Below are 26,853 nucleotides of genomic sequence, written 5' to 3' on the forward strand. Positions count from 1 at the left end.
TTACATGAGCATCACGCTGCCAGGTCTGAATTTCTTCCTCGGCGAGGAAATCGACATGCTTCGCGACGCGGTCGCCGGTTTTGCCGCCAAGGAAATCGCCCCACGGGCTGCCGAAGCCGATCGCAGTGACCAGTTCCCCATGGACCTGTGGCGCAAGTTCGGGGACATGGGCCTGCTCGGCCTGACCGTCAGCGAGGAATACGGTGGCGCCGGCATGGGCTACCTGGCGCACATGATCGCCATGGAGGAAATCTCCCGGGCAGCGGGCGGTATCGGCCTGTCCTATGGCGCCCATTCCAACCTGTGCGTGAACCAGATCAACCGCAATGGCAGCGAGGCCCAGAAGCGCCGCTTTCTGCCGAGGCTGATCAGTGGTGAACACATTGGGGCACTGGCCATGAGCGAGCCCAATGCCGGATCCGACGTGGTGTCGATGAAGATGCGCGCCGATCGCAAGGGCGACCGTTACCTGCTCAACGGCACCAAGATGTGGATCACCAACGGCCCGGATTGCGACGTGCTGGTGGTCTATGCAAAGACCGACTCGAGCGCGGGCGCCAAGGGCATGACCGCGTTCATCGTCGAGAAGGGCGCGCCAGGCTTCAGCGTCGCCCAGAAGCTCGACAAGCTCGGCATGCGCGGTTCGCACACCGGCGAGCTGGTATTCCAGGATGTCGAAGTGGCGCAGGAGAACGTACTGGGCGGCGTCGGTGAAGGCGCACGAGTGCTGATGAGCGGCCTGGATTACGAGCGTGCGGTGCTTTCTGGCGGCCCGCTGGGGCTGATGCAGGCGGCGATGGACGTGGTGGTGCCCTACATCCACGACCGCAAGCAGTTCGGCCAGAGCATCGGCGAGTTCCAGCTGATCCAGGGCAAGCTGGCCGACATGTACACCACCCAGCAGGCCTGCCGCGCGTACCTCTACGCGGTCGGCCGGCAGCTCGACGCCCTGGGCAGCGGCCATGTGCGTCAGGTCCGCAAGGACTGCGCCGGGGTCATCCTCTATGCAGCGGAAAAAGCCACCTGGCTGGCCGGTGAGGCGATCCAGATTCTCGGCGGCAATGGCTACATCAACGAGTATCCGGTCGGGCGTCTGTGGCGCGACGCCAAACTCTACGAGATCGGCGCCGGCACCAGTGAAATTCGCCGCATGCTGATCGGTCGCGAGCTGTTCAACGAAACGGCGTGATCAGAGTCCCACGCTGCCAGTCGGAGCCAATGTCATGGCCATTGTGTGTACAAAACTGAACACCCGTTCCCCCGAGTACGCCGTCAACCGAGAAGCGATGCTGGCCCAGGTCGATGAGTTGCACGGCGTGCTCGCCCGTACCCGCGAAGGCGGAGGTGCCAAGGCGCAGGAACGGCACCGCTCGCGCGGCAAGCTGCTGCCTCGCGAGCGCATCGACTGGCTGCTCGATCCGGGCTCGCCGTTTCTGGAAATCGGTCAGCTCGCCGCTTATCAGGTCTACGACGAAGAGGTTGCCGCCGCCGGGGTGATCGCCGGAATTGGCCGTGTCGAAGGCGTCGAATGCATGATCATCGCCAACGACGCCACGGTGAAGGGCGGTAGTTATTATCCGCTGACCGTGAAGAAACACCTGCGCGCCCAGGCCATCGCCAGTCAGAACCGCCTGCCGTGCATCTACCTGGTGGATTCCGGTGGTGCCAACCTGCCGCGTCAGGACGAGGTGTTTCCCGATCGCGAGCACTTCGGCCGGATCTTCTTCAACCAGGCCACCATGAGCGCCCAGGGCATCCCTCAGATCGCCGTGGTGATGGGCTCGTGCACCGCCGGCGGCGCCTACGTGCCGGCGATGAGCGACGAGACCATCATGGTGCGCGAGCAGGCGACCATCTTTCTCGCCGGCCCGCCGCTGGTGAAGGCCGCCACCGGCGAAGTGGTCAGCGCCGAGGAGCTTGGTGGCGCCGACGTGCACTGCAAGACCAGTGGCGTGGCCGATCACTATGCGGAAAACGACCGGCACGCCTTGGCCCTGGCGCGCCGCTGCATCGCCAACCTCAACTGGCGCAAGCTCGGTGACGTGCAGGCGCGCCAGCCCATCGCGCCGCGTTACTGTGCCGATGAGCTGTACGGCATCATTCCCGCCGATTCCAAGCAGCCGTTCGATGTGCGGGAGGTGATCGCGCGGATCGTCGATGACTCGCAGCTCGACGAGTTCAAGGCGCTGTTCGGTACCACTCTGGTCTGCGGTTTCGCGCACCTCAATGGTTATCCGGTCGCCATCCTGGCCAACAACGGCATCCTCTTCGCGGAAGCCGCGCAGAAGGGCGCGCACTTCATCGAGCTGGCCTGCCAGCGCGGCATCCCGTTGCTGTTCCTGCAGAACATCACCGGCTTCATGGTCGGCAAGAAATACGAAGAGGGCGGTATCGCCAAGCACGGCGCCAAGCTGGTCACCGCGGTGGCCTGCGCCCGTGTGCCCAAGTTCACGGTGATCATCGGCGGCAGCTTCGGTGCGGGCAACTACGGCATGTGCGGGCGAGCCTTCGATCCGCGCTTTCTGTGGATGTGGCCCAACGCGCGCATTGGCGTGATGGGCGCGCAGCAGGCTGCCGGGGTGCTGGTGCAGGTCAAGCACGAGCAGGCGCAGCGCGCCGGCCAGGTGTTTTCCGCCGAGGACGAGCAGCGCCTCAAGCAGCCTATCGTCGAGCAGTACGAGCGCCAGGCCCACGCCTTCTATTCCAGTGCGCGACTCTGGGACGATGGCGTGATCGACCCGGCACAGACCCGCGAGGTGCTGGCCCTGGCGATTTCCGCCAGCCTCAACGCGCCCATTGAGCCGACACGCTTCGGCGTGTTCCGCATGTAGCCTGGCCGAGGACATACCGATGACCGATTTCAGCACCCTCCAATTGCACACCGACCCGCGCGGGGTCGCCACCCTGTGGCTGAACCGCCCGGACAAGCACAACGCCTTCAACGCCGAGATGATCGAGGAGCTGATCCAGGCATTGCGCCAGGTCGCGGCTGACGACAGCCTGCGGTTTCTCGTCCTGCGCGGCCAAGGGCGGCACTTCTGCGCCGGTGCCGATCTGGCCTGGATGCAGGCTTCGGCGCAGCTCGACTACGCCAGCAACCTGCGAGACGCCCACCAACTCGGCGAGTTGATGAGCCTGCTCTACCACTTGCCGTGCCCGACATTGGCAGTGGTGCAGGGCGCCGCGTTCGGCGGTGCGGTCGGGCTGACGGCCTGCTGCGACATCGCCATCGGTGCCAGCGAGGCATCGTTCAGCCTGTCCGAGGTGCGCATCGGCCTGGTTCCCGCGGTGATCAGCCCCTACGTGGTACAGGCCATCGGCGAGCGCGCCACCCGACGCTACGCGCTCAGTGCCGAGCGCTTCAGTGGTGAGCGAGCGCGGGAACTGGGGCTGCTCGCCGAGTGCTATCCCGCGGCCGAGCTGGAGGGCGAGGTCGAGCAGTGGATTGCCAATCTGCTGCTCAACAGCCCGCAGGCCATGCGCGAGAGCAAGGCGTTGCTGCACGGCGTCGGTAGCGGTGTACTCAGCGACGCCCTGCGCCAGCGTACCGAAAGCGTGATCGCCGGTATTCGCGTCAGCGAAGAAGGGCAGGAAGGCCTCGCTGCCTTTCTGCAGAAACGTCCCTCCGCCTGGCAGGCACAGCCATGAAAACCATCGATACCCTTCTGATCGCCAACCGCGGCGAGATCGCCTGCCGGGTGATGCGCACCGCCAAGGCCCTCGGACTGACCACGGTGGCTGTCCACAGCACCATCGACCGCAGTGCCCGGCACGTGCGCGAGGCGGATATCGCCATCGATCTCGGCGGCGCCAAACCAGGCGACAGCTACCTGCTGATGGACAGGATCATCGAGGCTGCGCAGGCCAGCGGCGCCCAGGCCATTCATCCCGGTTATGGATTCCTCTCCGAAAACGCCACCTTTGCCCGCAAACTCGAGGCGGCCGGGCTGATCTTTCTCGGTCCTCCCGCCAGTGCCATCGATGCCATGGGCAGCAAGTCCGCGGCCAAGGCGCTGATGGAGGCGGCCGGCGTGCCGCTGGTACCGGGTTACCACGGCGAGGCTCAGGATCTGCAAACCTTCCGCAGCGCAGCCGCAGGGATCGGTTATCCGGTGCTGCTCAAGGCGACTGCCGGTGGTGGTGGCAAGGGCATGAAGGTGGTCGAGAGCGAAAGCCAACTGGCTGAAGCCCTGGCGTCGGCGCAGCGTGAAGCGCAGTCGGCGTTCGGCGACGGGCGCATGCTGGTGGAGAAATACCTGTTGCAGCCGCGCCACGTGGAGATCCAGGTCTTCGCCGATCAGCACGGCAACTGCCTGTACCTCAACGAGCGTGACTGTTCGATCCAGCGCCGTCATCAGAAAGTGGTCGAAGAAGCCCCGGCGCCGGGCCTGTCGCCGGAGCTGCGGCGTGCGATGGGAGAGTCCGCGGTGCGCGCTGCCCAGGCCATCGGCTATGTCGGCGCCGGAACCGTGGAGTTTCTCCTCGATGCCCGGGGCGAGTTCTTCTTCATGGAGATGAATACCCGTTTGCAGGTCGAGCACCCGGTGACCGAGGCGATCACCAATCTCGACCTGGTGGCCTGGCAGGTTCGCGTGGCGCGCGGTGAGCCGCTGCCGATTCGTCAGGATCAGGTGCCCCTCGTCGGTCATGCCATCGAAGTGCGTCTGTACGCCGAAGATCCTGAAGGCGGCTTCCTGCCCGCCAGTGGCCACCTCGACCTGTACCGCGAGCCGGCAGCCGGGCCGGGGCGTCGGGTCGACAGCGGGGTGGAGCAGGGCGATGACGTGTCGCCGTTCTATGATCCGATGCTGGCCAAGCTGATCGCCTGGGGCGAGAACCGTGAGGAGGCCCGTCAGCGCCTTCTGGCCATGCTGGGAGAGACCGTGGTCGGCGGTTTCAAGACCAATCTGGCGTTCCTGCAGCGAATTCTGGCCAACCCGGCGTTCGCTGCCGCACAGCTGGACACCGGCTTCATCGACCGTCACCAGGCGCAGCTGCTGCCACCGGTCACGGAGCTGCCGGAGGCGTTCTGGCTGCAGGCTGGCGCGGCATTCCTAGCCACCGATGGCGAGCGGCAGCGGCAGGACGATCCGTACTCGCCCTGGGCGTCACGCAGTGCCTGGCGGAGTGGTTTGCCCGCTGAGGTGAGTATGGCGCTGGTGTGCGGCGACGCCAGCCACAGCCTGGTGCTTCAGACGCGCCCCGCCAGCGCGGTACGCCAGTCGCAGGTCGTGCGCCAGGGCGACACCCTCTATCTGCGCTGGGGCGTGGAGTGGCTGGCCGTGCGCCGCTTCGACCCGATCGCCGCTGCCGGGGCGGGCAACGCACATCAAGGTGGGCTCACCGCGCCAATGAACGGCAGCATCGTTCGCGTGTTGGTCGAGCCGGGGCAGCAGGTGGAGGCCGGTGCCGCACTGGTGGTGCTGGAGGCCATGAAGATGGAACACAGTATCCGGGCGCCGCAGGCGGGCACGATCAAGGCGATCCACTGCGCCGAGGGCGAGCTGATCGGCGAAGGCGCGGTGCTGGTCGAATTGGAGACGCAGCCATGAGCCTGCCCCGTTACGTGCGCCTGGTGGAAGTCGGCCCACGTGACGGTCTGCAGAACGAGAAGCAGCCGATCCGCGTGACCGACAAGGTGCGTCTGGTGAATGACCTGAGTGCCGCCGGGCTGGCCTACATAGAAGTCGGCAGTTTCGTATCGCCCAAATGGGTGCCGCAGATGGCCGGCAGCACCGAGGTGTTTGCTGGTATCGAGCGGCACCCCGGTGTCACTTACGCGGCGTTGACTCCCAATCTGAAAGGGCTGCAGGCGGCAATCGATGCCGGTGTGAAGGAAGTCGCCGTGTTCGCAGCCGCGTCGGAATCCTTCTCGCAGCGCAACATCAACTGCTCGATCGCCGACAGCCTGTTGCGCTTTCAGCCGGTGCTGGAGATGGCCCAGCAGCGCGGTATCCGCGTGCGCGGCTACGTCTCCTGCGTGCTGGGCTGTCCTTATGACGGCGCTGTCTCGCCCCATCAGGTCGCCGCCGTCTGCCGGGAGCTGCATGCCATGGGCTGCCATGAAATCTCCCTGGGCGACACCATCGGCGTCGGTACCGCTGGCGGCGTGCGGCAACTGATCGAGGTGGTAGGCCGTGACGTGCCACGGGAGCGGTTGGCCGGGCACTACCACGATACCTACGGCCAGGCGCTGGCCAATATCTACGCCAGCCTGCTGGAGGGCATCGCGGTGTTCGACAGTTCGGTCGCCGGGCTGGGCGGCTGCCCTTACGCCAGGGGCGCGACCGGTAACGTCGCCAGTGAGGACGTGCTCTACCTGTTGCAGGGGTTGGGCATCGAAACCGGCGTCGATCTGGCGCGTTTGATCGACGCCGGGTCGCATATCAGCAAGGTGCTGGGACGCGAGTCGGCTTCACGGGTGGCGAGAGCGCGGGCAGCGCTTCGGTGATGCCCGCTCGCCCGGTCACCACTGAACTTCTTCGTGCAAAAAAACTCATACCGGCTAGTCAGTTACGCGGCTGCCTTGGCAAATCGGCGCGGCGAACTGAGCGATCCGGTCAGCTTTCTGCTTCATCTCGCCATTTCCCGCAGAGCATGCGTGATCTGCCTGGACAATTCACAGCAACGCGGCTTGCGTTGACACACCCACACCCCCTAAGCTCGCGCCTTCACTCGATTGCCCTAGGGCGCAGCGGACAAGGAATCAGCATGAAACAGCATCGTTTGGCAGCAGCGATCGCCCTGGTGGGCCTGGTGCTCGCCGGTTGTGATTCGCAAACCAGCGAAGTGAAACTGGAAACCCCGGCTCAGAAGGCTTCCTACGGTATCGGCCTGAACATGGGCAAAAGCCTGGCTCAGGAAGGCATGGACGATCTGGATCCGAATGCTGTCGCTCAAGGTATCGAGGACGCCATCGGCAAGAAAGAGCAGCGCCTGAAAGACGAAGAGCTGATCGAAGCCTTCTCGTCGCTGCAAAAGCGTGCCGAAGAGCGCATGACCAAAGCCAACGAAGAAGCGGCCCAGGCCGGCAAGAAGTTCCTGGAAGAGAACGGCAAGCGTGACGGCGTCACCACTACCGCCTCGGGTCTGCAGTATGAAGTGGTCAAGAAGGCCGACGGCCCTCAGCCCAAGGCTGATGACGTGGTCACCGTTCACTACGAAGGCAAGCTCACCGACGGCACCGTATTCGACAGCTCCGTCGAGCGTGGCACCCCGATCGACCTGCCGGTTGGCGGCGTGATCCCGGGTTGGGTCGAAGGCCTGCAACTGATGCACGTTGGCGAGAAGTACAAGCTGTACATCCCTGCCGAACTCGCTTACGGCGCCCAGAGCCCGAGCCCCGCCATTCCGGCCAACTCGGTACTGGTGTTCGATCTGGAACTGATCGCGATCAAGGATCAGGCCGCTCAGGAACAAGCAGCACCTGAGGCCGCTCCGGCTCAGTAAGCGCTGTTCGTTTCGAAACAACGCCCCGTTCTACGGGGCGTTGTCGTTTCTGGAGCTTTTGCCTAGCCGCAAAGCGCTCTGAATGCAACCACCGCGTTACGGTTATGCACACTGCGACAAAGGTTCTTATTTACTTGGTCAGGTTTTTTACGAAATCTTTTGATTTTTTTAACTAATTGATTTAGCAGGATTTTATCCGCTGGATAAAAAATGTCCGATCTGTGGCAAGGCCGCATGGCAAGGGCGTTTGGTAAGCTAATCCCATAACTGTTCACAAGGTTATCCACAGCTATGGTGGATAACCACAGACAGCCCAGCGAACACGCGGGCTGACGAGGAGTGGTCATGAAAGCACCGTGGAATTTTGCCCGTTACCTGCCCATCGCGCAGCGTTTCCTGAAGCGCGGTCGCTTGCCGGCATTGCTGCTGGCAGTGACACGCAAGAGCAGCGGTGGCGGCCGCAGCCTGTCCTCGCTGAGAGGCGATCTGAGCCTGCTGCAGGAACTGTGCGTGGCCTGGTGGCGGGGCAGCTATCGGGCGATCAACCCGCAGGCGCTGCTCGCCATCGTGGCCGGCCTGCTGTACTTCGTGTCGCCGCTGGACGCCATCCCGGACTTCATTCCCGGCCTGGGCCTGGTGGACGATCTGGCCGTGCTCGCCTGGGTCATGAAAACCTGGGGCAGCGAACTGGACGCCTTTCGTACCTGGCGCGATGCCCAGGACCGTGAAACCCGCGACGCCATCGCCAAGCTGCCGGTGGCCGAGCGGGTGACCTGAGCGAGCAGTCACCCGAACAGGCACCGAATGGCGCCAGTGACCGTCAGGCCGAGAAACCACCGTCGATGGTCAGCGCCGTTCCGGTCACCAGCCCGGCTTCGGAACCCGCCAGCCAGGCCACCATGCTGGCGATCTCAGCGCTGCGGGCGTGCCGCTTGATCGCCATGAAACTGTGCATCAGCTCGTTCAGCGGGCCGTCGGCCGGGTTCATCTCGGTATCGGTCGGGCCTGGTTGCACGACGTTGACGGTGATGCCACGCGCGCCGAAATCCCTTGCCAGTCCCTTGACCATGCCACTCAATGCCGCCTTGCTGGCGCCATAGGCGGCCATGCCCGGCATCGCTGCGCGGTCGGCGATGTTCGAGCCGATCAGGATGATCCGGCCGCCGGCTGGCATCTGCCGTGCCGCACTGACCGCTGCATGGTAGGGCGCGTTGATATTGATGGTGAAGAGCTGGTCGATGCTATCGGCATCCAGCCCCAGCGGGTCACCCGCGACGAACACGCCGGCGTTGACCACCAGCACGTCGATGGCGCCGAGGCTGTCGATCAGGGTAGTCAGGGCGGCACGATCAGCGCTGTCCACTTGCACGGCGCGGCTACTCGTTTCTTCTGCCAACTGCCGTGCCGGTGCCGCCGAGTTGGCGTAAGTGAAGGTTACCTGCGCGCCATCGCTGGCGAAGCGGCGCACGATGGCGGCACCGATACCGCGGCTGCCGCCGAGGACCAGAACGGATTTGCGATCTGAATGGGACATGGTGGTTATCTCCTGATTGGCGAAGGTGGGTGATCAGTGTCCGGCGACGATTACGTCGCTGCGTCGTTGCCCGGACGGGAAACCGTGGCGGCTGGCCGCCGAAGCGATCCACAGGGCGATCAGCAGCAGGGCCAGCATCACCCAAGGGAAGGCGCCGACGCCGAACTGGCCGAGCAGCACGCCGCCGGTCAGCCCCGCACCGGCGATGGCGCTGTTCCAGATCACCACGTTCATCGACATCGCCACGTCGGCGCCAGGGCCGGCGGCGTCTGCCAGTGCCGTTTGCAGCAGGGTGGCCGCACCCCCGAAGGTCAGCCCCCAGACGAACACACCGGCGTACAGCACGGCGACCGAATCGGCGTGCAGGCCGAACAGCAGGGCGACCAGGGCGAAGGTGGCAAGGCTGGTGAGCACCGCCTGGCGCAGATGGCGATCGACCAGGCGACCGGTAATCCAGATGCCCGCCAGGGCGGCGACACCAAAGGTCAGCAGGACGACATCGATCTGATTGCCCAGCCCGGCGGGGGCGACGAAGGGGGCGATGTAGGTGTAGAGCATGTTGTGGGCGAGCATCCAGGTCAGCACCACGGCGAGGACGGGGCGTACGCCTGGCGTCAGTAGCACCGAACGCAAGGCAATGCGCTGGGTTCGCGATTGCCCGGGGTAGTCCGGCACCTTGGCGAGCACCCAGACGATCAGCCCGACGCTGAGCAGGGACATCAGCCCGAAGGCGGTGCGCCAACCCACCATACCGCCGAGCCAGGTGCCGATCGGCACGCCCAGGGAAAGGGCGATTGGGGTGCCCACCATGGCCAGCGCCAGGGCTCGGCCCTGCTGATGCGGAGCGACCATGCGCCGGGCATAACCGGCGATCAGGCTCCACGCCAGACCCGCCGCCATACCGGCGAAGAAGCGGGCGACCAGCGTCAGGACATAGTTCGACGACCAGGCGGTGATCGAGTTGAACAGCAGAAAACCGACTATCGACAGCAGCAGGACGTTGCGCCGCCGCCAGCCCTGGGTGGCGATGGTCAGCGGGATCGCGGCCAGCAGCGAGCCCAGGGCATAGAGCGTGACCAGTTGCCCTGCCAGTGCGGGGGAAACGTCGAGCCCGGCGCTGATTTCCGGGAGCAGGCCAGCCGGCAGGGTTTCGGTGAGGATGCAGATGAAGCCCGTCATCGCCAGTGCCAGTAGCGCTGAAACGGGAAGTGAATCGGTTTTCGCGGAGTCGGTCATGGGTGCGTCTAATATATGTATCGATTGGTACAAATGTAAGGCGACGCAGAGCCATGGTCAACGACTTTTGTATCGACTAGTATTTATGTCATCAGGAGGGAGGACGGACATGGCACAGATGGGACGCCCACGCACATTCGACCGCGATACGGCAATCGTTCAGGCGATGCACCTGTTCTGGGAGCATGGCTATCAGGCTACATCCCTGAGCCAGCTCAAGGCCGGGATCGGTGGTGGAATCTCAGCACCCAGTTTCTATGCAGCCTTCGGTTCCAAGGAGGCGTTGTTCGATGAGGTCGTGGAGCACTACATGAGCACTCACGGTCGGGTGACCGAGAGCCTCTTCGATGGCGGCCTTTCGCCGCGCGACGCCGTCGAGCTGACGCTGCGCCGCTCGGCCAGCATGCAATGCGAGACGGGGCATCCGCGAGGCTGCATGGTGGCCCTCGGGGTGATCGGCGTCTGCACCCCGGAGCAGGGGACCACGGTGCTGAGCGAAGTCCGCGATCGCACGCGCAAGGGAATACGTGCCTGTATCGAGCGGGCAATCAGCGAAGGTGAGCTGGCGGCCGATACCGACGTACAGGCACTGACGTCGGTGTTCGACAGCTTCCTGCTGGGGCTGTCCACCCTGGCCCGCGACGGCATCGAGCACGCGGCGCTGGATGCCGCAGTCGGGCAGATCATGAAGCTGTGGGACGGCTGCCGCCGCTAGCCGCAGGCCTCGCCGCGTCCTGCGGCAGCGGCCATCAACCTGAGCCGCTACTCGATGGTGCGGTCTATGCGGGCGATCTCTCGGGCCGACAGCGCTCGCCAGTCATCCTCTGCAATGCCGTGATCCTCCAGGGCGGAATGCATCGCTTCCTCCAGCGACAGCCAGAGGTGATCACCTTCGAACTGGCCGCTGGCGTAGTCGGTGTAGCGGATTTCCAGGTACACCACGTCGTCATCCTCGCAGAGCAGGGCGAAGAGCACGATGGCCGTGACTTCTGGGCGCTGCGGGCAGGTTTTGCGGCATTCGGCGAACAGATAGTGGAGGGTTGGGAGATCGTTCATGGGGAGCTTCGTTGGGATGGAGCCTGATCGTATCGCGAACTGGCCCCGAAATGGCAGGCCCGGCAGTAGACGGGCCTCGCCGTTCAATCCCGCTCGAGCAGCAGCGCCACGCCCTGACCGCCGCCGATGCACAGGGTGGCCAGGCCTTTCCTGGCGTCACGCTTGAGCATCTCGTGCAGCAGGGTGACCAGCACGCGGCAACCGGAAGCGCCGATCGGGTGGCCGAGGGCGATGGCACCGCCGTTGACGTTGACCTTTGCAGCATCCCAGCCCAACTCCTGGCCGACCGACAGGGCCTGGGCGGCGAAGGCTTCGTTGGCTTCGATCAGGTCGAGCTGATCGAGAGACCAGCCGGCCTTGTCCAGGCTGCGGCGGGTGGCCGATACCGGGCCGATGCCCATGATCGCCGGGTCGACGCCGGCGTTGGCGTACGCCTTTATTCGCGCCAGCACCGGCAGCCCCAGACTCTGCGCTTTGCTTGCGCTCATCAGCAGCACCGCAGCTGCGCCGTCGTTGAGGCTCGAGGCATTGCCGGCGGTGACGCTGCCGTCTTTCTTGAAGGCCGGTTTCAGCTTGGCCAGGGTTTCTGCCGTGGTGCCCGCGCGGGGCTGCTCGTCGGTGGCGAAGGCGATGGGCTCGCCCTTGCGCTGGGGAATCAGGATCGGCGTGATCTCGTCGGCGAAACGCCCGGACGCGATGGCTGCCACGGCTTTCTGCTGGGAGGCTGCCGCGAAGGCATCCTGGGCCTCACGGCTGATGGCGTAGCTGTCCACCAGGTTCTCGGCGGTGATGCCCATGTGGTAATCGTTGAAGGCATCCCAGAGGCCGTCGCTGATCATGCTGTCGATCAGTTGGCCATGGCCCATGCGCAGTCCGGTGCGTGCCTTGGGCAGCACATAGGGCGCCAGGCTCATGTTTTCCATGCCCCCGGCAATGATCACTTCGGCATCGCCGCAGCGAATCGCCTGGGCACCGAGATGCAGCGCCTTGAGGCCGGAGCCGCAGACCTTGTTGAGAGTCAGGGCCGGTACGGCATGGGGTAGGCCGGCAGTGATGGCCGCCTGGCGGGCGGTGTTCTGCCCGGCGCCAGCGGTGAGCACGTGGCCGAGGATCACCTCATCGACCTGATTGCCATCCAGACCGGTCTGCTCGAGCAGGCGACGGATCACCGCCGCGCCCAGTTCGGTGGCCGGAACATCCGCCAGCGCCCCCTGGAAACTGCCAATGGCGGTACGGGTGGCGGCGACGATGACGACATCTTGCATGGGGTTCTCCTGGCCGTGACGGGGCGGGTATTGTTATTGGCTGGGTACGATCCTGACGCCGGGTCGACCGGCATGCAAGTCCAGGCTTTTCGATCGTATGGATCAACAATGCCGCATGCCGAGCAGCGAGGCGGCATGCTAGATTTCCCGCCTCGCCAACAGCCTATCGATCAGGAGCCCTGCCATGCCCGAATCCCGTGCGACGGTTACCACCGAACATGCCGTGCGCTGCGTGACCCGTTTGTGTCGGCACTGGAGCCACAAGTTTCAGGTGAGCGTCGACGAAACCCGTGGCGAGATCTTCTTCGACCCGGCGCGTTGCACCCTGACGGTGGTGGAGGGCGGCCTGGAGGTGCTCATCGAGGCACCGGACGCGGCCATGCTGGAGCAGCTGGAGCCCGTGGTGGCCGATCACATGCAGCGCATGGTCGCCGGAGAAACGCTGCAGATCAGCTGGCGGCGTTGAATGGCAGTGGGGCACCATCGCCGAGCGAGCTGTTAGACTAAGCGGCTTTGAACGCTGTTCAGGATCGTCAATGGATCGTCCCGTATTTCGTCGCTCCTTCCTTCACCCACGCTTCTGGCCGTTGTGGCTGGGGCTTGGGCTGTTATGGCTGATCGTGCAACTGCCCTATGGCGCCTTGCTGCGTCTGGGCCGTGGCCTGGGCTGGTTGATGTACCGGGTGGCCGGTTCCCGGCGGCGTATCGCCACGCGTAACCTGCAACTGTGCTTTCCACAGATGTCCGCCGCCGAGCGCGAGCGACTGCTGAAGGAAAATTTCGCCTCCACCGGTATCGCCTTTTTCGAGATGGCCATGAGCTGGTGGTGGCCGCGGGAGAAGCTCGCGCGGCTGGCGCACATCGAAGGCATCGAACACCTGCAGCAGGCCCAGGCCCAAGGGCAGGGCGTGATCCTCATGGCGATACATTTCACCACCCTGGAGATCGGCGCTGCCTTGCTGGGCCAGGTGCATACCATCGACGGCATGTACCGTGAGCATCGCAATCCGCTGTTCGACTTCGTGCAGCGACGCGGGCGTGAGCGTCACAACCTGGATGCCACCGCCATCGAGCGTGAAGACGTGCGCGCCATGATCAAGGTGCTGCGTGGCGGCCGGGCGATCTGGTATGCGCCGGATCAGGATTACGGCCCCAAGCAGAGCCTGTTCGCGCCGCTGTTCGGCGTGCAGGCCGCGACGGTCACCGCGACCACCAAGTTCGCCCGCCTGGGACGCGCCATCGTGCTGCCGTTCACTCAGCAGCGCCTGCCCGATGGCCAGGGCTATCGCCTGACCATTCACCCGCCGCTCGCCGACTTTCCCGGCGAGACCGAGTTGGCCGATTGCCTGCGCGTCAACGCCTGGGTCGAGGAGGCCATCGCCACCTGTCCTGCGCAGTATCTGTGGGCGCACCGCCGTTTCAAGACCCGTCCACCAGGCGAGCCCAAGCTCTACTGACAACCTCGAATTGGAATCGACCCGATGACGCAGGATGCCCGCAGCGAACCGTCCACCACTGGCCTCATCCTTTCCGGCGGTGGCGCCCGCGCGGCCTATCAGGTCGGCGTGCTGTCGGCGATCGCCGATCTGCTGCCCGATTCATCGGGCAACCCGTTTCCGGTGATCGTCGGTACGTCCGCCGGCGCCATCAATGCCGTCAGCCTGGCCTGCGGAGCCCTGCATTTTCGCGAGGCGGTGCGTCGACTGAGCACCGTATGGCGCAGCTTCCACACCGATCAGGTATACCGTAGCGACTGGCCCGGCGTACTGCGCCAGGCCAGCCGTTTCGTCGGCCACAGCATGCTTGGTCTCGGCAAGCAGGTGCCGGTGGCGCTGCTCGACAGTTCGCCGCTGGCCGGTTTGCTCGAACGCGAGCTGGATTTTTCGGGGATCGCGGCCGCGATACGTCATCGGCAATTGCGTGCGGTGGCCGTCACCGCCTTCGGTTACGAGTCGGCCCAGGCGGTGACCTTCTATCAGGGGCGGGCGGCTATCGATCCCTGGTTCCGCCATCGTCGTGTCGGCGTACCGACCCGTCTGGCGCTGCCCCATCTGCTGGCTAGTACCGCCATTCCGTTGATCTTCGAGCCCGTGAAGATCAACCGCGAGTATTTCGGTGATGGCGCCGTGCGGCAGATGGCGCCGATCAGCCCGGCGCTGCACCTTGGCGCCACCCGGGTGCTGGTGGTGGGGGTGAGCGGCAATCCGGTAGGCGATCAGAACAGCGCCGGCGCCGCGGCTCCACGGCCGGCCGGCAGCATGCCGAGCCTGGCGCAGATCGCCGGGCACATGCTCAACAGCACCTTCATCGATAACGTCGAGAGCGACATCGAGCTGCTGGCACGCCTCAATCAGCTGGGCCGGCTGGTGCCTGCCGAGCAGCGCAGCCGCACCTATGGCCTGACGCCGGTCGAGGTGCTGGTGATCTCCCCCAGTCAGCCCCTGGACGTGATCGCCGCCCGCCATCGCCGCGAAATGCCTGCCGCGTTGCGCCTGTTCCTGCGCGGCCCCGGCGCGACCCGCGATGGCGGTGGTGGGGTGCTGAGCTACCTGCTGTTCGAACCCGGCTACTGCAGCGAACTGATCGAGCTGGGCTACCAGGACGCCATGGCCAAGAAGGCCGAGCTGTGTACTTTCCTCGGCATCGAGCCAACGGCCGCGCAGGGATAGGGCACGGAGCACCCTGGCCCGAACTCCCATGCTGGGGCCTGGGAGCTAGCGACCGGGTGGGGTAAGGCGGATCGCCGCCCGGCCCAGCCTGCAACCTACCAAGTCAGTATCTGGCGCACCCGCGGTCACCCGAAGCGCTGCATCTGCATTTCCTGCAGCCGGCTCAGGGTGCGGCGGAAGGCGAAGGACAGATAGCCTTCGGTGTACAGCGCTTCAAGCGCCACTTCGGCTTCCAGATACAGCGGCACGCGGCGGTCGTAGCACTCGTCCACCAGGGCGATGAAGCGCCGCACGGCGTTGTCGTGGATCGACAGGGCGGGCAGATGACGGTCACCGGCCACCACCCGCTCGGCGGCATCTTCGGTGCCGCGGGCGATCTTCGAGGGGCGTTGCTGCGCACTGAGGGCCGGCACGTCTCCGAGCAGGATGGCCGTGAAACGGTCGCACAGCAGGATGAAATCCTGGGCGCAGAGAGGCTCCACGCAAAGTTGATCGAAGCTGCAATGCAGCACCTTGTCGCTGTGACGTTGTGCGCCAATCAATCGGTGGTTGAGGGCCAACGCTTCGTGGCTGGCGGTTTCGCCGCCACTCAGCGAATCGAACAGCGCGGGCAGGGCGCTGGGCTGGCCCGGCTCGCGAACCCAGTAGCGCTGGCAGTGCTGGCCTGGGTGCTGACGATGATCCTGGTTGCCATCCACGGCGACCACCTGCATGTGTCTTTGCAGCGCGGCTATCGCTGGGAGAAAGCGCTCGCGATTGTGGCCACCGGCGTACAACTGATCCGGTGGCTGGTTGGACGTGGCAACCAGTACCACGCCTTCATCGAACAGCGAGCCGAACAGGCGACCGAGCAGGATCGCGTCGCCGATGTCGCTGACGAACAGCTCATCGAAGCACAGCACACGAATCTCCGTACCCAGCTCGCGAGCCAGCATCGCGAGGGGCTCGGCGGTGCCCGTCAATTCGAACAGGCGCCGGTGCACCCAGCGCATGAAATGGTGGAAGTGCTGACGCCGAGCTGGAACCTGCAGCGAGTGGTAGAAACTGTCCATCAGCCAGGTCTTGCCACGCCCCACCGGGCCCCACAGATAGACCCCTGGTGGCGTTCGCGCTGATGCTGCGTGCAGGGCTTCATGGCAGGCCTGGAGCAGGTGCGCGGCCTGCAACTGGGCAGCGTCGGCAGCGAAGCCCTGGTGCTCGACGGCATGCAGATAACGCTGCAGGGGCGAGTGTTCCGCTGTCGGCATGCTCACTCCTCGGCTGCCTGGAACAGGTCTTCGATGCGTGACTCGAACAGCCGGGCGATCTTGAAGGCGAGGGGCAGGCTGGGGTCATAGCGGCCGGTCTCGATGGCGTTGATGGTCTGCCGCGAGACGCCCAGTTGCGCGCCGAGGTCAGCCTGTGACCAGCCTCGTTCGGTGCGCCGTTCACGTACATGGTTGATCACCGGTAGCGTCTCCAGGCGATCACCGAACCCAGTGCCCACAGGCAGGCCAGTACTGGCCACACGAAGAACATCGACAGGCGCGGGAAGCCGGCAGTCTCCAGAAAGCCGTAGCTGAAGGTGATCAGGGCTGTACCCACGAAGGCCATGGCCAACGCTTCCAGATGGATGGCGCGGGCCAGTTCATCGAGCTGACGAACCTGGCGAATCACCGTGATGGCGACGGCGATCAGCGGGGCAATGGGAATCAGCGCGCACAGGGTACGCAGCGCGCCGTGCGCAACCGTGCCGAGCAACAGGCTGCTGACGATCACCGCGATTACATAGGCAACCATTGCCAGGGCGAAGTGGACGAGAAAACGGTTCTGGCTCATGACGCATCCCTTCTATGGAAAGTGTGCTTTACATTAGAGGGAGACCTTTCGTTAGTCAAGTTAGCTTTACATTGCTCTGGTTACGCGGATGCGCTCTGGATTAGCATGGGCGACGATTTTCAGGATGACCCAGGCATGCAGCCGCGCAAGATCCGCATGGACGACCTCGACGCCTTTCATGAGCTGTTCAGCCAGGTGGCAGCGGAAGGGCTGTACTCGACTCGCCCCCAGGCACCGCCCAAAGCCGTCATCGCCCGTGCGCTGGAGCGGGCGGCCGACAACGGCTGGGCGGTCTATGTGATCGAGCATGCAGGACGCATCGTCGCTACCGCCGAAGCCTACCCGGACAGCTACTGCCGGCCCGAGGGCGATGCGACCGTAGGCATCCTTGGCATGCAGGTGCATGCCAGCTGGCGACGCCAGGGGTTGGGCCGGCGCTTGCTGGAAAAGGTCATCGAGCATTGCCGCGAGCAGGGCATGCGCTGCATCGAATTGAACGTGTTCAAGTCCAATCAGGCAGCCCTGGCCCTTTATCGGCTATACGGCTTCGTCTGGGTCGACGACTTGCCGGTCTGCCAGCTACCGGCCGGGCACCGCGATCAGCCGCAAAGAATGCGCCTTGTACTGAAGAAGCCTTTGCTGGGCTGAAGCTCCGAACCGCATGCCTGGAACGTCCAGCCACCGTCGGGTTAAATGGTTTTGGTGGGCTAAAGCCCACCCTACGGTTCATGCCCCCGAGTAGGGTGGGCTTCAGCCCACCAGCGGTCACCATTTTACGGTTCATGCCCCGGGAGTAGGGTGGGCTTCAGCCCACCAGCGGTCACCATTCTACGGTTCATGCCCCGGGAGTAGGGTGGGCTTCAGCCCACCAGCGGTCACCATTCTACGGTTCATGCCCCGGGAGTAGGGTGGGCTTCAGCCCACCAGCGGTCACCATTTTACGGTTCATGCCCCGGGAGTAGGGTGGGCTTCAGCCCACCAGCGGTCACCATTTTACGGTTCATGCCTCTGGGGAGTAGGGTGGGCTTCAGCCCACCAGCGGTCACCATTTTACGGTTCATGCCTCTGGGGAGTAGGGTGGGCTTCAGCCCACCAGTGGTAACCATTTTACGGTTCATGCCTCTGGGGAGTAGGGTGGGCTTCAGCCCACCAGTGGTCACTATTCGCTGGCCATGACGAGCCTCCGTTTCAGTCACCCACTCGCCACGTTCAGGGCTTGCTGAATAGCGTGGTGCTCATATGATCGATGAACACACGCAGCTTGGGCAGCGCATATTTGCTGTTGGGCCAGAGCATCCAGAACGCGCCACCATGCTCCATGTGATCGGCGAGCACCGGCCGCAGGCGGCCAGCGGCAATGTCTTCGGCGATCAGGAAGTCCGGCAAGCAGGCGATTCCCAGGCCTGAGCGGGTAACCCGCAGCAGGCTGTCGAGGGTGTTGCAGATCACCCGCTGCCTGAGCGCACCTTCCAACTCCGCATTGGCGCCGCGCAGCGGCCAGCGATCAAGCTTGCCGCTGGCGTGGAAGCGGTACATCAGGCAGGCATGTTCGAGCAGGTCCGCCGGTTGCTGGGGCGTGCCGTGGCTGTGCAGATAATCCGGGCTGGCCACCAGTTGCTGGGCAAAGCTGCCGAGCTGCCGGGCGGTCAGCCGCGAGTCCTGCATGGGGCCGGTGCGGATCACCGCATCGAAGCCTTCCTCGAAGACGTCCACCATGCGGTTGGAGAGGTCGATATCCAGTTCGATCTGCGGATAGCGCTGCATGAAGTCGATCAGCACCGGCATCACCAGTTCACCCACACGCGGCATGCTGATGCGCAGGCGCCCGCTGGGCCCCAGGGCGGCGCTGCTGAGCTCCAGTTGCGCGGCTTCCAGCTCGCACAGCACGCGCCGGCAGCGCTCGAGAAAGCGCTGACCCTCGGCGGTCAGCGTCATGCTGCGGGTGCTGCGGTGCAGCAGGCGGATGCCCAGCCGCTGCTCCAGTCGCGCGATGCTCTTGCCGACTGCCGAAGAGGAGATGCCAAGCAGGCGGCCGCTTTCGGTGAAGCTGCGGGTGTTGGCCACCTGTACGAACACGCCGATACCGCTGAGGTTGTCCATCCGGGACTCCATCACGGGCCCAGACTGCAAGGGCATTGGATTGAGGACAGAAATGTCCGCTAAGTTGCGAACCTTAGCCTGTTTTTCTCGAGAACGCCGCTGCCTAACCTGCTGCTCGGGTCGATTGGCCGCTTTCCGCTGCGCCAAGCCCTTCTACAGGCGCTTTCCATGTACACAGACGAACATCTGCTGCCTGCAAGCCAGGTGGCCAACGAGCGCGAGCGTTTGCCGCTGAACGGCTTGCTGGTGCTGGCGGGCGCTGGCTTCATCACCATCCTTACCGAGGCATTGCCAGCAGGACTGTTACCGCAACTGAGCGCGGACCTGGGCGTCAGCCAGGCCATGGTCGGGCAGATGGTCACGCTCTACGCGCTCGGCTCACTGCTGGCGGCCATACCGCTGGTGATGCTGACGCGTAGCTGGCGGCGGCGACCGCTGTTGCTGATCGCCATCGGCGGGTTCGCCGTAGTCAATCTGGTCACTGCGCTGTCCAGCCATTACCCCCTGACCCTGGTGGTGCGGTTTTTCGCCGGGGTGTTCGCTGGTCTGCTGTGGGCGCTGGTCGCCGGGTACGCGGCGCGTATGGTGGCGCCTCATCTTCAGGGGCGGGCCATCGCGGTGGCCATGGTCGGCACGCCGCTGGCGCTATCGCTCGGCATACCGGCAGGCACCTTTCTCGGCAATGCGATCGGCTGGCGCTACACCTTCATGCTGATGAGCTTGCTGACCCTGATTCTGCTGGTCTGGGGGCGCATCATCCTGCCGGACTTTGCCGGGCAGCGCAGTGCCGGTCCGCTGCCGATTGCGCGGGTATTGCGCCTGCCCGGCGTCCGTCCGGTACTGCTCGCCATCCTCATCTACGTGCTGGCTCACAACCTGTTCTACACCTATATCGCCGCATTCCTGGCTCCCCTCGGCATGCGCGCGGAAGTCGATCGGGTGCTGCTGGCGTTCGGTCTGGCAGCGCTGCTGGGCATCTGGCTGACCGGCATGCTGATCGACCGCTGGTTGCGCTTGCTGAGCCTGTCGAGTGCGGCCTTGCTGGCGCTGGCTTGCGTGATGCTGGCGGTCAGCGGTTCATCTGCGTTGCTGGTGTATACCGGTGTGGCCGCCTGGGGGCTGGCATTCGGCGGTGTACCCACGCTGTTTCAGACCGCCTCGATTCGCGCAGCGGGCAAGGACGCCGATATCGCGCAATCGATGTGCGTGACCGCCTGGAACCTCGGCATTGCCGGGGGCGGCTTATGCGGTGGCTTGTTCCTGCAGAGCCTGGGCGCCGCAGCACTGCCATGGGGCGCCGCGGGTCTGGGATTGCTGGCATGGCTGGTCATCTTCATGGCCCGAGTGCACGGCTTCGCTCGCGCCGGTTAGGCCCACGAGGATGCTCAGGCGTTCGGCTCTGCAAGAGCCCGCTCATACACCGCCAGATCACCGGCCGAAAAGCAGCAGAACACCACCTGAGCGATATCTGGATGGCTGGCCAGTTCGGTCCGCAGCGTGGTGACGGCGATCCGCGCCGCCTGCTCGATCGGGTAGCCGTATATGCCGGTACTGATGCTGGGGAACGCGATGCTGCTCAGTCGCTGCTGCGCGGCCAGGCGCAGGGCATTGCGGTAGCAGGACGCGAGCAACTGCGCCTCGCCCTGACTGCCGGAGCGCCAGACCGGGCCGACCGTGTGGATGATGAAGCGGGCGGGCAGGCGGTAACCCCTGGTCAGTTTGGCTTCACCGGTCTTGCAGCCACCGAGTAGCCGACACTCGTGCAGCAGCTCGCTGCCAGCGGCGCGATGGATCGCCCCATCGACGCCACCGCCCCCGAGCAGCGAGGAGTTGGCCGCGTTGACGATGGCATCCACGTCCAGTCTGGTGATGTCGCCCTGCAGAGCGGTGAGGGTGGCGGGCATGGCCGGGTCTCCTGATCGAGGTTCGAACGTTGGTGACGGGGCGTGGCTCACCAGAGCAGCGGTTTGCTCTGGCCTTTCCAGAACAGCCAGCGCTGCCGTTCCTGATGCTCGCCGGTACCGATCTGCCAGGCCGGGCGACCGGCGTCCAGATCGATCAGGCAGACGAAACCGGCATAGCTGGACACGGCCAGGGTATTGCCGTCGTCCGACAGATCCATGGCACAGATGGTCGAGCCGATGAAATGCTGCCAGCGCTCGTTGCCCTGTTCGTCGAAGGCCCGCAGATAGCCGTAGGCATCTCCGACGATGAAGGTATCGCCACGGGAGACACCGGCGTACACCCGCGCACCGTCCTGCACGACCGGGGTGCGTTCATCGTCGCTGTAGAAGTCGGTCTGCATGCCGGGCAGGTCCGCCACGGCGACGCTCAGGGTCGCGCCGTTGTAGAAATGGCAGGCATTGAGTATCAGGCGGTCACTGCGGCGATTGAACAGGGCGAAATGCGGATACTCGCCTGCCGGGCCTACTTCGGCGACCTGCTGCAGGGCGCTGTCGAACACCAGATGACTGCCACATTGCTCGCCCACCGCGATCCAGCGGCCATCCGCTGATACGGCGCCGTGCTCCATGGACAGCCCCAGAACGATGTCGTCGGCGGGGGTGCCTTTGTGCAGGTCGTCGCAGATATCCGCCGGGCGCGGCAGCAGGCGCGTGGTTGCCTCACTGGCGAGCACGAAGATGCCATCCGAACTGACCAGCAGCACACGCTGACCATCCGGAAAGGGAATCAGCGCGGTCGGCGTTGGAGGGTGTTCCAGCGCCTCGAGTCCGGCACCCTCAGGCAAGCCTTCCAGCCCCGTGGGCCAGGCGAACTGGGCGACCTGCGGGCCGGCCCAGCCATCGTGCACGCTGATGCCCGATGCCCTGGCAAAGGCGAAATAACGGCGTGCCGGGCAGCGTCCGAAAAAGTCGATGCCGATCACGTCGTGCCACTGGTTGCCGTGAATATGCACCAGGCGTCCACGCTCGTAGGCGCTGCCGACGCGGGCCAGAAGGCTGCCGTCGTCGAGCAGGGCGAGGGCGCTTATCGCCTGGGCCTGGGCATCCAGCAGGGGCACCAGTGGCAGATGGGCCGGTGGCCAGTCGGTACGGAAGTTGGCGTGGCTGGCGTCATCCGCATTCGTCTCGTTGGCGGCCTGCAACGCCTCCAGCAGGGCCGGCAGCAGGTGCTCGGTCGCTGCCAGTTGCGGTTCCTTCAGGCCGTCCCAGCCTTGGCTGAGACCCTGTTCGACATAGCGATTGACCTGTCGGGCATAGTCGAGCACGGCGGCTTGCCATTGCTGTTGGGGAGTTAGCGTCGTCATAAAGCGCTCCTTCGGCGGCCAAGCTCAGGGCAGAATTTCAATCGGTGTGCCGGGCTCGACGGCCTGCCAGATGGTTTCCATCGAGGCATCGTCAACGGCGATGCAGCCATTGGTCCAGTCGAAGCGCTGGGTCAGCCATGACCACCAGCCCCAGCCGTTGCGTTGGCCGTGGATCATGATCAGGCCACCTGGGTCCACTCCCCGGGAGCGGGCGTTGGCTACGTCCGCAGCGTTTGGGTAGGACACGTGAATGGCCTTGTAGTAACCCGAATCGGCTTTCTTGTAATCCAGGGTATAGCGTCCTTCCGGGGTGCGCTCATCGCCTTCCTGCTGTTTGTGGCCATCGGGATTGGCGCCGAATACCACATCGAACGTCGCGAAAGGCTTGCCCTCGGCGATCAGTTGCAGGGTGCGTGCGCTCTTGTCGACGCGCACGGCATCGGCCTTGGGCGTAGCGAGAACGGTGCCGCCGCACAGCAGCAGACAGAGAAGCAGAACAGCTTTCATGAGGGCCTGTGGTGAATGGGGGAGGGTCATTCTCGCGTTGCCGGAGGGCTTTGCGCGCCAATCCAGTCAGCAGTCTAGCTGGCCAGGAATCTGCAAGGCGCCAACTGCATCGCGTTCGCGCCAAGGTAGAGCGTAGCGGCAGGCATTCGTTCCAGGCGGATGCCTTGGCACTGCAGGTCTTGTTGTTAGCATGGGGTTCGCCTATCGCTAGCAACATTACGCCTTGAGCACTCCAGCGGCCCATTCGGGCCAGGCGTTACCCGTCTTTCTCACAAGCCGGTGGCAATTTGCACAGCGCTAGCGAATCAGGTCGCCATGGCGTATTTACCCCACCCATGTGGCTGGCGGATAATGCGTCAGTGGAAGCGCTCGCGACGGGCCATCAGGGCTCGTCGAGGTTGGATCAGAGGACAGGATGGCTGCGAAGACCGTAACCAGCAAGCAAGCCGAAGTGCAGCGCATCGTCGATGTCCTGTTCAAGGCCATCGCCCAGCATCGCTTACCGCCCGGGACGCGCCTGATCGAAGCGCAGATCGTCGAGACCCTGCAGGCCAACCGCAATCATGTTCAGGTGGCGCTGCAGCGCCTGGCCTTGCAGCGCGTCGTCACCATCGAGCCGAACCGCGGCGCGATGGTCGCTCAACCCAGCGCCAAGGAAGCCCGCGAAGTCTTCGCTGCACGGCGCGCCATCGAGCGCGCCATCGTCGAAAGCATCACGCCGGCGATCATGCACAAGCAGCGTCAGCGGGTGGCCACGCACATGAGCAATGAGCGCAAGGCCACCAGCGCTACCGACCGCCGCGCCATCGTTCGCGAGCTGAGCGAGTTTCACCTGATGCTCGGCGAGATCAGCGGCAATTCGGTGCTCAGCGAGATCCTCGCCAATCTGATGGTGCGCAGTTCGCTGATCGTCGCGCTCTACCAGCGCAATGACGTACCGTCCTGCGCATCGGACGAGCATCAGCAAATCATCACCGCCCTGGAGAACGGCGAGCATGAGCGGGCAGCTGCGGTGATGCTCGATCACCTGGGCGAGCTCGAAGACCAGCTGGATCTGGACGATCAGGCCGAGCCCGAGGTCAATCTGCGTCAGGCCCTCGCAGGGCTGTAACGCGGCACCTCATGAATCTGCCATGAATGCGGCAGATCGGCGCCTTCGCCGTTGCGCGATGGGTTGCGACTCAGAGCGCCATTTCCCGCCTGAACACCTCCAGCGTATGAGCCTTGACCCGCACGAACTCCGGATGGCTCATGATCTCCGCGCCCCGTGGTCGGGGCAGATCGAATGGGACGATTTCGGCAATCTGGGTGGGGCGCCGGGTCAGCAGCAGGATCTCATCGGCCAGAAATACCGCGTCTTCCAGGTCGTGAGAAACGATCAGCATGGTGACCCCGGTCGCCAACTGCACCTCCTGCAATTTGTCGCGGATGAACAAGGTCATCTCGAAGTCCAGCGCGGAAAACGGCTCGTCGAGGAACATCACTTCCGGGCGCGGCGCCAGCGCCCGCATGATGCACACGGTCTGTTGCTGGCCACCTGAAAGCTCGTACGGATAACGATTCAGATCGAAGCGGATATCGAACATCCGCGTCAGCTCATCGACACGTGCGTTCACATCGGCCTTGCTCATGCCCTGACGCACCAAGGGGTAGGCGATGTTGGCGCGGGCACTCATCCACGGAAAGAGCGCATCGCGGTAGTTCTGGAACACGTAGCCGATCTTGGTCTGGGCGAGCGTCTTGCCATCGAACAGAATCTCGCCTTTATCCATCGGCATCAGCCCGGCGATCATGTTCATCAGTGTCGACTTGCCGCAGCCGTTGGGCCCGAAGGTCGAGACGATCTTGCCGCGCGGCAGATCGAGATCCAGATCTGTATACAACGGCTGGCCGGCAAAGGCTTTGCTCAGGCCGCGAATGGTGACATGGGTGTCGGCACGCGGTGCCGCACCGGGTACCTGTGGCTTGTCGAGGGCTGGGGCGAGGGAAAGAGCGTGCGTCATGCCTGGCTACTCCAGTGGACGGTTTTTTTCTCGATCAGCAGGAACGCCAGGTTCAGCAGATAGCCGAGGGCGCCGGTGATCAGGATCGAGGCGTACATGTCTTTGATGTTGAATACCTGTTGCGCATCGATGATCCGGTGCCCCAGGCCGTTTTCCGAGCCGATGAACATTTCCGCGACGATCACGATCACCAGGGCGATGGACACCCCGGTACGCAAGCCGACGAAGGTTTGCGCGAGGCTTTCCATCAGCAGGATGTCCTTGAAGATGTGCCAGCGCGAAATGCCCATTACCTTGGCGGCCATCAGCCGGGTTTTCTTGGCGTTCATCACGCCGTAGGCGCTGTTGAACAGAATCACCAGCACGGCGGCGAATGCGGCGATAGCGATCTTGTTCGCATCGCTGATGCCGAAAATCAACATGAACAACGGGATCAGCGCCGAGGAGGGCGTCGAGCGGAAGAAGTCGATCAAAAATTCCAGGCTGCGGTAGACCTTTTCGCTACTGCCCAGAATGACTCCCAACGGCACCCCCACCGCAGCCGCGAAAGCGAACGCGGCCAGGGTTCGGTACAGCGTCGAGGCGATGTCGGTACGCATGGATGGCTCGGCGAACGACTGGAACATGAAGCCCAGGGTCTCGAGCGGCGAGGGTAGCAGAACCGGATTCAGCCATTGAGCACTGACGGCAAGCTGCCACAACAGAAACAGCAGCAGTGGGCCGATCAGCGGCAGCAGGCGAGAAGACCAGTGTGACGTCATGACGATTCTCCTCAACCCTGATAGATCAGCGCAGCCACGTCGATTGGTTTGCTGAAGATTTTCCGCTCTGTGAACACGTCATAGAACTTCTGGAACCACTGCAAGTTGTCGCCTTTCAGGTCGGAATACATGACGAAGCCGGGCAGCGGTACCTCGTTCACCAGATCCGATTCGATGCTGGTGTAGCCGACGATGTTCTTGCGTGCCTGCTCCGGCTGCGAGGCGATGAACGCCACGGCCTTCTGGTAGGCGGCGATGAAGGCTTTGGTCTGTTGCGGCTTGCTCTCGATGAAGCTGCTGTTCAGCGCGGCTGCGCCACCGAACCAGGGGGCGTCGGCATTACCGAGCACGTATTTGGAGATGACGCCGGTTTCCAGCGTGCGCGACAGGTTCTTCATGCGCCCCACGGTGCCGGTCGGCTCCAGGGTATAGACCCCGTCGATCTGGCCGGCCGCCAGGGCTGGCGCGTGCTGGCCGACTGGCAGTTCGATGACCGAGGGATCGCTGAAGCCGTTCTTTTCCAGAATGATCTTCGCCATGGTGACGTTCTGGATGCCCGGACCGCAGGCGATTTTCTTGCCTTGCAGATCGCTGATGCTCTGCGCAGTGCTATTGAGCGGAACCAGAAACTCATCCAGAACCAGTCGATGGTTCGACGGGTTGGAGCAGATGATCTTGAACAGCCCCGGCATGGTGATCGCCCCCAGACCGAGGGCGCCGGTCGCGGTGCCGTTCGCACAGCCGTGGATCCGGCCAGTTATCATGCCCTCGACGATTTGCTGAGGGCTGGAGAACTTGACGCCTTTGACGTTCAGCCCTGCTTCCTTGAAAAAACCTTGCTCCAGGGCGACATACAGCGGCAGGCCGCCAACGATGGGCCAATAGCCGATACGGATTTCCTCGTCATCGGCGGCAAACGCGCCTGCGGGAAGCAGGCTGCCGAGCGTCATGGCGCTCCCCGTCACGGCCAGCCACTTCATCAATTGGCGACGATCCAGATTGAGCGGAAGGTTTTCAGGTTTGACGTCTTTCATCGGTTTTCCCTGTTCTCGGATTGGCAAGGTGGCGCGTGCATAGCTGCAAGCACGTGCCGTTCCAGGTTTATAAATTTATAAAATTCAATTAGTTACATGTTCCTTTGACGATTGGCTGGGGCGATATCCGCGCAGCGTCGATGAACAGGCCCC

General features: G+C 64.1%; 28 protein-coding genes. 14 read left to right on the plus strand and 14 right to left on the minus strand.

The genetic code is table 11. The annotated features are described in order from the left end of the window. The first annotated feature begins 10 nt into the window (after positions 1-10). The 7 genes from FHR27_RS02945 (at position 11) to FHR27_RS02975 (ending at position 8,226) form a co-directional block, all read left to right on the plus strand. A complete protein-coding gene (locus FHR27_RS02945) occupies positions 11-1,189 on the plus strand; it encodes an isovaleryl-CoA dehydrogenase (RefSeq protein ID WP_197076967.1) in 1,179 nt (392 codons plus the stop codon). A gap of 34 nt (positions 1,190-1,223) precedes the next feature. Then, complete coding sequence (locus FHR27_RS02950) at positions 1,224-2,831, plus strand: carboxyl transferase domain-containing protein (protein ID WP_042552693.1); 1,608 nt, start codon at positions 1,224-1,226, stop codon at positions 2,829-2,831. A 19-nt stretch (positions 2,832-2,850) separates the two neighbouring features. Continuing rightward, positions 2,851-3,648 (plus strand): gamma-carboxygeranoyl-CoA hydratase, encoded by a 798-nt coding sequence (locus FHR27_RS02955; protein WP_179537729.1) that lies wholly within the window; start codon positions 2,851-2,853, stop codon positions 3,646-3,648. Then, a complete protein-coding gene (locus FHR27_RS02960; RefSeq protein ID WP_179537730.1) occupies positions 3,645-5,552 on the plus strand; it encodes an acetyl/propionyl/methylcrotonyl-CoA carboxylase subunit alpha in 1,908 nt (635 codons plus the stop codon). Before FHR27_RS02955 ends, FHR27_RS02960 begins: the two co-directional genes overlap by 4 nt. Continuing rightward, positions 5,549-6,451: a hydroxymethylglutaryl-CoA lyase gene (locus FHR27_RS02965; RefSeq protein WP_179537731.1), complete on the plus strand. Its 903-nt coding sequence runs from the start codon at positions 5,549-5,551 to the stop codon at positions 6,449-6,451. Before FHR27_RS02960 ends, FHR27_RS02965 begins: the two co-directional genes overlap by 4 nt. 260 nt (positions 6,452-6,711) lie before the next feature. Continuing rightward, positions 6,712-7,449: an FKBP-type peptidyl-prolyl cis-trans isomerase gene (locus FHR27_RS02970; protein ID WP_179537732.1), complete on the plus strand. Its 738-nt coding sequence runs from the start codon at positions 6,712-6,714 to the stop codon at positions 7,447-7,449. Between the two features lie 345 nt (positions 7,450-7,794). Then, complete coding sequence (locus FHR27_RS02975) at positions 7,795-8,226, plus strand: YkvA family protein (protein ID WP_179537733.1); 432 nt, start codon at positions 7,795-7,797, stop codon at positions 8,224-8,226. 43 nt (positions 8,227-8,269) lie between these two features. On the opposite strand, the gene bdcA is transcribed toward FHR27_RS02975, so the two are convergent. Beyond that, positions 8,270-8,983 carry an SDR family oxidoreductase gene (gene bdcA / locus FHR27_RS02980; protein ID WP_179537734.1) on the minus strand — a complete coding sequence of 238 codons (714 nt, stop codon included), beginning with the start codon at positions 8,981-8,983 and terminating at the stop codon, positions 8,270-8,272. A 33-nt stretch (positions 8,984-9,016) separates the two neighbouring features. Further along, positions 9,017-10,219: an MFS transporter gene (locus FHR27_RS02985; protein ID WP_179537735.1), complete on the minus strand. Its 1,203-nt coding sequence runs from the start codon at positions 10,217-10,219 to the stop codon at positions 9,017-9,019. A 109-nt stretch (positions 10,220-10,328) separates the two neighbouring features. On the opposite strand from FHR27_RS02985, the gene FHR27_RS02990 reads away from it, so the two are divergent. Next, positions 10,329-10,934, plus strand: a complete 606-nt coding sequence (locus tag FHR27_RS02990) for a TetR/AcrR family transcriptional regulator (RefSeq protein WP_179537736.1) — start codon at positions 10,329-10,331, stop codon at positions 10,932-10,934. Between the two features lie 47 nt (positions 10,935-10,981). Here the strand turns inward: FHR27_RS02990 and FHR27_RS02995 are convergent, their stop codons facing one another. Next, a complete protein-coding gene (locus FHR27_RS02995; protein ID WP_179537737.1) occupies positions 10,982-11,275 on the minus strand; it encodes a hypothetical protein in 294 nt (97 codons plus the stop codon). Positions 11,276-11,358: 83 nt separating this feature from the next. Beyond that, positions 11,359-12,540 carry an acetyl-CoA C-acetyltransferase gene (locus tag FHR27_RS03000; RefSeq protein ID WP_179537738.1) on the minus strand — a complete coding sequence of 394 codons (1,182 nt, stop codon included), beginning with the start codon at positions 12,538-12,540 and terminating at the stop codon, positions 11,359-11,361. A gap of 184 nt (positions 12,541-12,724) precedes the next feature. On the opposite strand from FHR27_RS03000, the gene FHR27_RS03005 reads away from it, so the two are divergent. From FHR27_RS03005 to FHR27_RS03015, 3 genes are all read left to right on the plus strand, one after another. Continuing rightward, positions 12,725-13,006, plus strand: coding sequence for a DUF2218 domain-containing protein (locus tag FHR27_RS03005; RefSeq protein WP_179537739.1), 282 nt, complete (start codon positions 12,725-12,727; stop codon positions 13,004-13,006). Positions 13,007-13,076: 70 nt separating this feature from the next. Next, the gene (locus FHR27_RS03010; protein WP_179537740.1) at positions 13,077-13,997 is read left to right on the plus strand and encodes a lipid A biosynthesis lauroyl acyltransferase; all 921 of its coding nucleotides are present in this window, start codon (positions 13,077-13,079) and stop codon (positions 13,995-13,997) included. A 24-nt stretch (positions 13,998-14,021) separates the two neighbouring features. Then, positions 14,022-15,209: a patatin-like phospholipase family protein gene (locus FHR27_RS03015; protein ID WP_179537741.1), complete on the plus strand. Its 1,188-nt coding sequence runs from the start codon at positions 14,022-14,024 to the stop codon at positions 15,207-15,209. Between the two features lie 125 nt (positions 15,210-15,334). Here the strand turns inward: FHR27_RS03015 and zapE are convergent, their stop codons facing one another. The 3 genes from zapE to FHR27_RS03030 are packed head-to-tail and all read right to left on the minus strand — an operon-like array spanning position 15,335 to position 17,027. Then, positions 15,335-16,456: a cell division protein ZapE gene (gene zapE / locus FHR27_RS03020; RefSeq protein ID WP_179537742.1), complete on the minus strand. Its 1,122-nt coding sequence runs from the start codon at positions 16,454-16,456 to the stop codon at positions 15,335-15,337. A 2-nt stretch (positions 16,457-16,458) separates the two neighbouring features. After that, positions 16,459-16,656 carry a helix-turn-helix transcriptional regulator gene (locus FHR27_RS03025; RefSeq protein WP_179537743.1) on the minus strand — a complete coding sequence of 66 codons (198 nt, stop codon included), beginning with the start codon at positions 16,654-16,656 and terminating at the stop codon, positions 16,459-16,461. Further along, a complete protein-coding gene (locus FHR27_RS03030) occupies positions 16,653-17,027 on the minus strand; it encodes a hypothetical protein (RefSeq protein WP_179537744.1) in 375 nt (124 codons plus the stop codon). Before FHR27_RS03030 ends, FHR27_RS03025 begins: the two co-directional genes overlap by 4 nt. Positions 17,028-17,132: 105 nt before the next feature. Between FHR27_RS03030 and FHR27_RS03035 the strand changes: the two genes are divergently transcribed. After that, positions 17,133-17,675: a GNAT family N-acetyltransferase gene (locus tag FHR27_RS03035; protein ID WP_179537745.1), complete on the plus strand. Its 543-nt coding sequence runs from the start codon at positions 17,133-17,135 to the stop codon at positions 17,673-17,675. Positions 17,676-18,236: 561 nt separating this feature from the next. Here the strand turns inward: FHR27_RS03035 and FHR27_RS03040 are convergent. Further along, positions 18,237-19,127 carry a LysR family transcriptional regulator gene (locus FHR27_RS03040; protein ID WP_042552711.1) on the minus strand — a complete coding sequence of 297 codons (891 nt, stop codon included), beginning with the start codon at positions 19,125-19,127 and terminating at the stop codon, positions 18,237-18,239. Positions 19,128-19,295: 168 nt separating this feature from the next. Here FHR27_RS03040 and FHR27_RS03045 point away from each other — a divergent pair, with 168 nt between their 5' ends. Continuing rightward, positions 19,296-20,498: an MFS transporter gene (locus FHR27_RS03045; protein WP_179537746.1), complete on the plus strand. Its 1,203-nt coding sequence runs from the start codon at positions 19,296-19,298 to the stop codon at positions 20,496-20,498. Between the two features lie 14 nt (positions 20,499-20,512). On the opposite strand, the gene FHR27_RS03050 is transcribed toward FHR27_RS03045, so the two are convergent. Genes FHR27_RS03050 through FHR27_RS03060 form a run of 3 tightly spaced genes read right to left on the minus strand, consistent with a single transcriptional unit; the run spans position 20,513 to position 22,902 of the window. Then, positions 20,513-21,031 (minus strand): O-acetyl-ADP-ribose deacetylase, encoded by a 519-nt coding sequence (locus FHR27_RS03050; protein ID WP_179537747.1) that lies wholly within the window; start codon positions 21,029-21,031, stop codon positions 20,513-20,515. A gap of 47 nt (positions 21,032-21,078) precedes the next feature. Then, the gene (locus FHR27_RS03055; RefSeq protein ID WP_179537748.1) at positions 21,079-22,395 is read right to left on the minus strand and encodes a PQQ-binding-like beta-propeller repeat protein; all 1,317 of its coding nucleotides are present in this window, start codon (positions 22,393-22,395) and stop codon (positions 21,079-21,081) included. Positions 22,396-22,419: 24 nt separating this feature from the next. Continuing rightward, entirely contained in the window at positions 22,420-22,902 is a 483-nt protein-coding gene (locus tag FHR27_RS03060) for a L,D-transpeptidase family protein (protein ID WP_042552715.1), read from the minus strand. Positions 22,903-23,317: 415 nt separating this feature from the next. On the opposite strand from FHR27_RS03060, the gene FHR27_RS03065 reads away from it, so the two are divergent. Then, entirely contained in the window at positions 23,318-24,013 is a 696-nt protein-coding gene (locus FHR27_RS03065; RefSeq protein ID WP_179537749.1) for a GntR family transcriptional regulator, read from the plus strand. 70 nt (positions 24,014-24,083) lie between these two features. Here the strand turns inward: FHR27_RS03065 and FHR27_RS03070 are convergent, their stop codons facing one another. From FHR27_RS03070 to FHR27_RS03080, 3 genes are read right to left on the minus strand one after another with little or no spacing between them, the layout of a single operon-like run. After that, entirely contained in the window at positions 24,084-24,905 is an 822-nt protein-coding gene (locus FHR27_RS03070) for an ABC transporter ATP-binding protein (protein WP_179537750.1), read from the minus strand. After that, positions 24,902-25,666, minus strand: coding sequence for an ABC transporter permease (locus FHR27_RS03075; RefSeq protein WP_042552718.1), 765 nt, complete (start codon positions 25,664-25,666; stop codon positions 24,902-24,904). Before FHR27_RS03075 ends, FHR27_RS03070 begins: the two co-directional genes overlap by 4 nt. 11 nt (positions 25,667-25,677) lie before the next feature. Next, positions 25,678-26,700, minus strand: a complete 1,023-nt coding sequence (locus FHR27_RS03080; protein WP_179537751.1) for an ABC transporter substrate-binding protein — start codon at positions 26,698-26,700, stop codon at positions 25,678-25,680. Positions 26,701-26,853 lie beyond the last annotated feature (153 nt).

The organism is Pseudomonas flavescens, assembly GCF_013408425.1.
GTDB classification, from domain to species: domain Bacteria; phylum Pseudomonadota; class Gammaproteobacteria; order Pseudomonadales; family Pseudomonadaceae; genus Aquipseudomonas; species Aquipseudomonas fulva_A.

Coding starts and splice junctions, on each gene's coding strand:
- FHR27_RS02975 (WP_179537733.1), top strand. CDS start 7,795: ATGAAAGCACCGTGGAATTTTGCCCGTTACCTGCCCATCGCGCAGCGT.
- FHR27_RS03015 (WP_179537741.1), top strand. CDS start 14,022: ATGACGCAGGATGCCCGCAGCGAACCGTCCACCACTGGCCTCATCCTT.
- FHR27_RS03030 (WP_179537744.1), bottom strand. CDS start 17,027: ATGAGCCAGAACCGTTTTCTCGTCCACTTCGCCCTGGCAATGGTTGCC.
- FHR27_RS03080 (WP_179537751.1), bottom strand. CDS start 26,700: ATGAAAGACGTCAAACCTGAAAACCTTCCGCTCAATCTGGATCGTCGC.
- FHR27_RS02985 (WP_179537735.1), bottom strand. CDS start 10,219: ATGACCGACTCCGCGAAAACCGATTCACTTCCCGTTTCAGCGCTACTG.
- FHR27_RS03035 (WP_179537745.1), top strand. CDS start 17,133: ATGGGCGACGATTTTCAGGATGACCCAGGCATGCAGCCGCGCAAGATC.
- zapE (WP_179537742.1), bottom strand. CDS start 16,456: ATGCCGACAGCGGAACACTCGCCCCTGCAGCGTTATCTGCATGCCGTC.
- FHR27_RS03055 (WP_179537748.1), bottom strand. CDS start 22,395: ATGACGACGCTAACTCCCCAACAGCAATGGCAAGCCGCCGTGCTCGAC.
- FHR27_RS02950 (WP_042552693.1), top strand. CDS start 1,224: ATGGCCATTGTGTGTACAAAACTGAACACCCGTTCCCCCGAGTACGCC.
- FHR27_RS03010 (WP_179537740.1), top strand. CDS start 13,077: ATGGATCGTCCCGTATTTCGTCGCTCCTTCCTTCACCCACGCTTCTGG.
- FHR27_RS02995 (WP_179537737.1), bottom strand. CDS start 11,275: ATGAACGATCTCCCAACCCTCCACTATCTGTTCGCCGAATGCCGCAAA.
- FHR27_RS02965 (WP_179537731.1), top strand. CDS start 5,549: ATGAGCCTGCCCCGTTACGTGCGCCTGGTGGAAGTCGGCCCACGTGAC.
- FHR27_RS03070 (WP_179537750.1), bottom strand. CDS start 24,905: ATGACGCACGCTCTTTCCCTCGCCCCAGCCCTCGACAAGCCACAGGTA.
- FHR27_RS02960 (WP_179537730.1), top strand. CDS start 3,645: ATGAAAACCATCGATACCCTTCTGATCGCCAACCGCGGCGAGATCGCC.
- FHR27_RS03000 (WP_179537738.1), bottom strand. CDS start 12,540: ATGCAAGATGTCGTCATCGTCGCCGCCACCCGTACCGCCATTGGCAGT.
- FHR27_RS02970 (WP_179537732.1), top strand. CDS start 6,712: ATGAAACAGCATCGTTTGGCAGCAGCGATCGCCCTGGTGGGCCTGGTG.
- FHR27_RS02955 (WP_179537729.1), top strand. CDS start 2,851: ATGACCGATTTCAGCACCCTCCAATTGCACACCGACCCGCGCGGGGTC.
- FHR27_RS03065 (WP_179537749.1), top strand. CDS start 23,318: ATGGCTGCGAAGACCGTAACCAGCAAGCAAGCCGAAGTGCAGCGCATC.
- FHR27_RS03040 (WP_042552711.1), bottom strand. CDS start 19,127: ATGGACAACCTCAGCGGTATCGGCGTGTTCGTACAGGTGGCCAACACC.
- FHR27_RS03005 (WP_179537739.1), top strand. CDS start 12,725: ATGCCCGAATCCCGTGCGACGGTTACCACCGAACATGCCGTGCGCTGC.
- FHR27_RS03075 (WP_042552718.1), bottom strand. CDS start 25,666: ATGACGTCACACTGGTCTTCTCGCCTGCTGCCGCTGATCGGCCCACTG.
- FHR27_RS03050 (WP_179537747.1), bottom strand. CDS start 21,031: ATGCCCGCCACCCTCACCGCTCTGCAGGGCGACATCACCAGACTGGAC.
- FHR27_RS02990 (WP_179537736.1), top strand. CDS start 10,329: ATGGCACAGATGGGACGCCCACGCACATTCGACCGCGATACGGCAATC.
- FHR27_RS03060 (WP_042552715.1), bottom strand. CDS start 22,902: ATGAAAGCTGTTCTGCTTCTCTGTCTGCTGCTGTGCGGCGGCACCGTT.
- FHR27_RS03045 (WP_179537746.1), top strand. CDS start 19,296: ATGTACACAGACGAACATCTGCTGCCTGCAAGCCAGGTGGCCAACGAG.
- bdcA (WP_179537734.1), bottom strand. CDS start 8,983: ATGTCCCATTCAGATCGCAAATCCGTTCTGGTCCTCGGCGGCAGCCGC.